General features: G+C 58.1%; 6 protein-coding genes. 2 read left to right on the top strand and 4 right to left on the bottom strand.

Going from position 1 to position 5,888, the window contains the following annotated elements; translation table 11 throughout:
• Positions 1-102: 102 nt before the first annotated feature.
• The 3 genes from cysG to BDE01S_RS07675 form a co-directional block, all read right to left on the bottom strand.
• Entirely contained in the window at positions 103-1,479 is a 1,377-nt protein-coding gene (gene cysG / locus BDE01S_RS07685; protein ID WP_066079700.1) for a siroheme synthase CysG, read from the bottom strand.
• A gap of 129 nt (positions 1,480-1,608) precedes the next feature.
• Positions 1,609-2,058, bottom strand: coding sequence for a hypothetical protein (locus BDE01S_RS07680; protein WP_147283869.1), 450 nt, complete (start codon positions 2,056-2,058; stop codon positions 1,609-1,611).
• 141 nt (positions 2,059-2,199) lie between these two features.
• Positions 2,200-2,565: an Mth938-like domain-containing protein gene (locus BDE01S_RS07675; RefSeq protein WP_066079694.1), complete on the bottom strand. Its 366-nt coding sequence runs from the start codon at positions 2,563-2,565 to the stop codon at positions 2,200-2,202.
• Positions 2,566-2,821: 256 nt separating this feature from the next.
• Here BDE01S_RS07675 and BDE01S_RS07670 point away from each other — a divergent pair, with 256 nt between their 5' ends.
• Together BDE01S_RS07670 and BDE01S_RS07665 are read left to right on the top strand one after the other, a co-directional pair.
• Positions 2,822-4,129: a homoserine dehydrogenase gene (locus tag BDE01S_RS07670; RefSeq protein WP_066079691.1), complete on the top strand. Its 1,308-nt coding sequence runs from the start codon at positions 2,822-2,824 to the stop codon at positions 4,127-4,129.
• Positions 4,122-4,559, top strand: coding sequence for a hypothetical protein (locus BDE01S_RS07665; RefSeq protein ID WP_066079688.1), 438 nt, complete (start codon positions 4,122-4,124; stop codon positions 4,557-4,559). Before BDE01S_RS07670 ends, BDE01S_RS07665 begins: the two co-directional genes overlap by 8 nt.
• Positions 4,560-4,626: 67 nt before the next feature.
• Here BDE01S_RS07665 and BDE01S_RS07660 read toward each other — a convergent pair whose 3' ends face one another.
• Positions 4,627-5,802, bottom strand: a complete 1,176-nt coding sequence (locus BDE01S_RS07660; protein ID WP_066079703.1) for a sugar transporter — start codon at positions 5,800-5,802, stop codon at positions 4,627-4,629.
• Positions 5,803-5,888 lie beyond the last annotated feature (86 nt).

Raw genomic sequence — 5,888 nt, 5'->3', positions numbered from 1 at the left:
CCCTCTTCCCCGTACAGCCAACGCGCCTACCCAATGGCACAGCCCATACAAAAAGGCCGTCTGAAAAACCACGTTTTTTCAGACGGCCTTTTTATCACTTCATCACGCTGCTTCGCCAAACCATTTCAACTCATCGCGCAAGGCGGCGACTTCGCCGATAACCATCAGCGCGGGACGCGGGGCGCGTTCTGCCAGCGCAGGCAAATCTTGCAGACGGCCGGTCTGCACGCTCTGATGCGGCAACGTGCCGTTGGAAATGACGGCCACGGGGGTATCGGGGCTGCGGCCGTATTCGATCAGTTTTTCGGCGATAACCGATGCGCGCAGCGTGCCCATATACACCACCAGCGTTTGATTACTCAACGCCAGCGTGCGCCAGTCGGGCTGTTCGCCATCGTGCTTGCTGTGGCCGGTCACAAACAATGCGCTTTGGGCGCAGTCGCGGTGGGTCAGCGGGATACCGGCGTAGGCGGTGGCGCCGAGTGCGGCGGTCACGCCGGGTACGATGCGGTAAGGGATACCGGCGCGGCGCAACACCTGCGCTTCTTCGCCGCCGCGTCCGAATACAAACGGGTCACCGCCTTTCAGCCGCACCACGCGCTTGCCGGCCTGTGCGTATTCCACCAGCAGGCGGTTGGTTTCTTCCTGCTGCACATGGTGGCAGCCCGCGCGTTTGCCGACGCTGATTTTTTCGGCGTCTTTACGCACCACGGCCATGATTTCGTCGGACACGAGCGCATCGTAAAACACCACGTCCGCCGCCTGCACCGCCTGCAGGGCGTGTACGGTCAGCAGCCCGGCATCGCCCGGCCCTGCGCCGACCAGCACCACTTCGCCCTGATGCGGCTGATAGCCGGCCAGCTGTGCCGCCAGCTCGGCTTCGGCGGCGGCGGTATCGCCCTGCGCGGCCAGGGTGCTGAAGCGGCTGTCGAACAGTTTTTCCCAAAAATGGCGGCGCGCGCCGATGTCCGGCGTGGCGGCTTTGACGCGGCCACGCCATCTTCCGGCGATTTCCGCCATTCTGCCCGTGTGCAGCGGCACCAGCATTTCGATGATTTGCCGCCATTTGCGTGCCAACACGGGCGCGGTGCCGCCGCTGGATACGGCGATTTTAATCGGGCTGCGGTCAATCACGGCGGGCACGATATACGAACACAAATCGGCGGTATCGACCACATTGCAAAATTTACCGCGCGCTTCGGCGGCTTGGAAAATGCGCCGGTTTAATGCTTCGTCGTCGGTAGCGGCAACCGCCAAAAAGACTTCGTTTAAAAAATCTTCCTGAAACGCGCCGCCGAGCCAGGTTATCCGCCCTTCTGCCAGCCAACTTTGAAACTGCGGGCTGAGCGCGTCTGCCACCACTCTGACGGCGGCGCCGGCCCGCATCAGGCTCTCGGCCTTGCGTTCGGCAACCTGCCCGGCTCCCGCCAGCAAAACGGCGCGGCCGCCCAAATCGGCAAACATCGGATAGTGGCTCATGGCGTATTCTCGCTTTTATCTGAAATCAGCCGCCATCTTAAAGGCCGTCTGAAAAAAGCGGAAAGAATGGTTTTTGCTTTTCTTATGGTGTTTGGTTATATCGTGTTTTCAGACGGCATTGCACCAAATCTATCCGGATTTTTTGGTCATCTGATAAACCGCAAACGACGGCAGAATCAGATACACCATATTCGCCACAATCCGCATATAAATCGGCACGTTCAAATCCGCCAGCACCATCATCCTGGCTACGTGCGCCGCGCCCAAGACAATCACCAGCTCGTTCAACGCCCTGACTTTCTGCTGCCATTGGGCAAACAGAAACAGCAGCAAGCCCGTCGCCAGCGGCGGAATACCGATGAGCGATACAAACACCCAATCCGGCTCGGCATCCGGCGCATGGCCGCTCACCCGCGCAATGCAGAACATCTGAAACGCCACCACGGCAAACACCGCCGCCAGCATCAGATGTTCCCTGCGCCGCAGCACGCGCAGATGCGACAGGCCGCGCCATAAAAAAGCCGCCGCGCTGATGGCAAACAGGCACAACACCATCAGCCAGCCGAAAGCAATAATCAAATGGTTTTCCATAATTAAAAAATCGCAGCATTCCCGCTAAAAGAAATGCCCGTTATTTCAGCACACACCGCCGTTTTTCAGACGGCCTCACGCAGCGGCAAAGTCCGTCTGAAAACGCACGCAAACCACACGGCCCCAAGCTCAAGGCCACAGCCAAGCCCACACGCTGCGCCCCTCTCCCCGTAGCAGCAGCAAAGTACGGCAGGCCGCGTCCGTCCGCATACATTCCAAGCCCACGCCCTCGGCAGCCAGCGCGGCGGCGATTTTCGGGTGGAGAAACTGCTGCTTGGCGCCCGTGCCCACAATCACCACTTCCGGCAAGGCCCCGCCCTCCGAGTACAGCAAATCAACGGCGGTCAAATCGGCGGGGGTTTCCGCCGCCGCGCGGCTGACGCCCTCAGGCCGCCACACCACGGCTTCGGTATAAACCCGGCCGCCGATTTCGATGCATCCGGGCGCATAAGCGCCAAGCTCCGCCCCTGCGGGCGCGTGTTCCTCAATCAACATAACCAAAAATCCATCGGTAAAAAAGGTGCAAAAACAGGTAATTTCGGGTAGGATTGGAAACTTTACTACCCGCGCCGCCGCTTGGCAAGTTGCCGGATACGCGGCGGCCGGGCGCGCAGCATCATACCACGGCCATGCTCAAAGCATACGGACCGGCCGGGCCGCGCCCCACAGCGCATCAGGCCGCCGCGCTCCGTCCGCCATGGATGCTGCGTCAATATGGTCTATCAGGAATACGGCTGAATAAGGAGACACAATGAAGCCAGTCAATATCGGTATTTTAGGTTTGGGCACGGTCGGCGGCGGCACGGCTGCCGTTTTGCAGGATAATGCTGCGGAAATCAGCCGCCGCCTGGGGCGCGACATCGCCATTACCGCCGTGTGCGCCCGCGAAGAAGCGCGCGCCAAAGCCATCTGCCCTACCGCAGCCTTCGAGCGCGACCCATTTGCCCTGGTGCGCCGCGACGACGTAGATGTCGTGGTCGAGCTGTTCGGCGGTACCGATACGGCCAAAGACGCAGTGATTGAAGCCATTTCCCACGGCAAACACATCGTCACCGCCAACAAAAAACTCCTGGCCGAATACGGCAACGAAATCTTCCCGCTGGCGGAAGAAAAAAACGTGATGGTGCAGTTTGAAGCCTCCGTCGCCGGCGGCATCCCGATTATCAAAGCCCTGCGCGAAGGCCTGGCGGCCAACCGCATCCGCAGCATCGCCGGCATCATCAACGGTACCAGCAACTTCATCCTGAGCGAAATGCGTGAAAAAGGCAGCGCGTTTGCCGATGTATTGAAAGAAGCGCAGGCATTGGGCTATGCCGAAGCCGATCCGACCTTCGACATCGAAGGCCACGATGCCGGCCACAAAATCACCATCATGAGCGCACTGGCATTCGGTACACCGATGAACTTCGCCTCCTGCTATCTGGAAGGCATCAGCAAGCTCGACAGCCGCGACATCAAATACGCCGAAGAATTGGGCTACCGCATCAAACTCTTGGGCATCACCCGTAAAACCGGCAAAGGCATCGAATTGCGCGTCCACCCCACCCTGATTCCCGAGCGCCGCCTGCTGGCCAACGTCAACGGCGTGATGAATGCCGTGCGCGTCAACGCCGATATGGTCGGCGAAACCCTGTATTACGGCGCAGGCGCGGGCGCATTGCCGACCGCCAGCGCAGTAGTGGCCGACATCATCGACATCGCCCGCCTGATTGGTGCGGAAACAGAAAACCGCGTACCGCATCTGGCCGTACAACCCGACGAAGTTCAAGCACAAACCATCCTGCCTATGGACGAAGTCGTCAGCAGCTACTACCTGCGCGTACAGGCGGAAGACAAACCCGGCACGCTCGGCAAAATCGCCGGCCTCCTGGCCGACAACCAAGTGTCCATCGAAGCACTGATACAGAAAGGCGTGATTGACAAAACCACCGCCGAAATCGTCATTCTCACCCACAGCACGGTCGAGAAAAACATCAAAGCCGCCATCGCCGCCATCGAAGCACTGGATTGCGTGGAAGTGCCCATTACCATGATCCGCATGGAAAGCCTGCATGACTGATGTAAACAAACCCGGACTCACACCGGAAGAACAAGCAGCCAAAGCCAAAAAAGCCAAGGCCAAAATCCGCACCGTCCGCATCTGGGGCTGGATTATCATGGCCATGCTGGTCAGCTTCTTCTTCCTGTCGAAATGCGCCATGACCAAGCCGGAATTCAAACAAAGCGTGATTGATTCCTGCATCAAAAACATCCCGTTTTCCGACAAATGGCAAGCCGATTTGAAAGCACGGGGCTTAGAAGACCAAAGCCAGGCCGTCGTCGCCGACTACTGCGTCTGCATGTGGGAAGAGCCGCTGGAAAAACTCAGCTACCAACAAGTTGAAAACTTCAGCAAAATCAGCGCACAAGAGCAACTCGATCTGCTCGGCGGCTCCGAAGCCTTCGAAGCACGCGACCGCCAATGCATCGCCGGGCTGAAAGCACAATAATCCCTTTGCAGGTACAAAAAAGCCGTCTGAAAAACACTTTCAGACGGCTTTTCTATATCAACACATATCACTTCCCCGAAAAATCTTCCCGACCCACAATCAGCCAAGCCAGCAGCACCGCCGCAGCCGCCAAACCCGCACCGGCCAAACCAATCCCCTTCAAGCCGAACCATACCGTCACATAATGCCCCAGCAGCGCCCCGCCGCCGATGCCCACATTATACAAACCCGAATAAATCGCCGAAGCCACATCCGTTGCATCCGCAGCAAAGTCCAACACCTTGGAAATCATCGCCAAGCTGGCCACCGCAATCGCCATCCCCCACAAAAAACACAGCACATACACCGCCCAAGCCGAAGCCGCCGCAGGCAGCAGCAACAGCATCATCAACATCACCACCGCCGCCGCACACACCAAAAACACCCGCGGCCAACGCGCAAACCACTTACCGAACACATAAGAAGCCGCAAACCCCGCCAAACCGTAGGCCCCCAGCACCGCCGTTACCTGCTCCGGCGCAAAACCACCCTCACCCAGCACAAACGGCTCAATATAGCTATACGCCGTAAAATGCGCCGTAATCACCAACACCGTAAACCCGTAAAGCAACATCAGATTTTTACGTTTCGCCAACAGCGGCAGGCTCGCCAACGAACCACTGTTCACACTCGGCAGTAGCGGCAGATTTTTCGCCAAAATCACCATCACCGCCGCCGCACACACACCAATCAGCAAAAAACTCACCTGCCAACCGAAATACTGCCCGATCACACGCCCCAGCGGAATCCCCGCCACCATCGCCATCACCGTACCCGTACTCAGCAAACCCAAAGCCTGATTACCCTTACCCTTGGGCGCCACCCGAATCACCAAAGCCGCCGTAATCGACCAAAACACCGCATGCGTCAACGCCACCAACACCCTGCCCGCCAGCAACACCGTAAAATTCCACGCAAAAAACGACACCACATGCCCCGCCACAAACAGCGCAAACAACACCAGCAGCAAACGGCGCCGCTCAAACGTCTTCGTCAACAGCATCAAAGGCAGCGACAGCAGCGCGACAATCCACGCATACACCGTAATCATCACCCCCACTTCCGTCGGCGTTTTCCCAAAGCTCTGCCCGATGCCGCTCAAAAGCGCAATCGGAATATACTCCGTCGTATTAAAAATAAACGCCCCCACCGCCAGCGCCATCACACTGAGCCACTGCTTATCATTTACCGAAGCCGCCGCCATCATAGCCCTTTATTAATATCAAAACATAAACTGCGTATTGTACGCCGATTGCCTTGTGCACGAAATATAGTCGAAGAACTGAATTT

This window comes from Bergeriella denitrificans NBRC 102155 (assembly GCF_001592185.1).
GTDB lineage: Bacteria > Pseudomonadota > Gammaproteobacteria > Burkholderiales > Neisseriaceae > Neisseria > Neisseria denitrificans.
The sequence above is the reverse complement of the archived record's forward strand: the minus strand, read 5'-3'. Positions and strand labels throughout refer to the sequence as shown.

Coding starts and splice junctions, on each gene's coding strand:
- BDE01S_RS07665 (WP_066079688.1), top strand. CDS start 4,122: ATGACTGATGTAAACAAACCCGGACTCACACCGGAAGAACAAGCAGCC.
- cysG (WP_066079700.1), bottom strand. CDS start 1,479: ATGAGCCACTATCCGATGTTTGCCGATTTGGGCGGCCGCGCCGTTTTG.
- BDE01S_RS07670 (WP_066079691.1), top strand. CDS start 2,822: ATGAAGCCAGTCAATATCGGTATTTTAGGTTTGGGCACGGTCGGCGGC.
- BDE01S_RS07675 (WP_066079694.1), bottom strand. CDS start 2,565: ATGTTGATTGAGGAACACGCGCCCGCAGGGGCGGAGCTTGGCGCTTAT.
- BDE01S_RS07660 (WP_066079703.1), bottom strand. CDS start 5,802: ATGGCGGCGGCTTCGGTAAATGATAAGCAGTGGCTCAGTGTGATGGCG.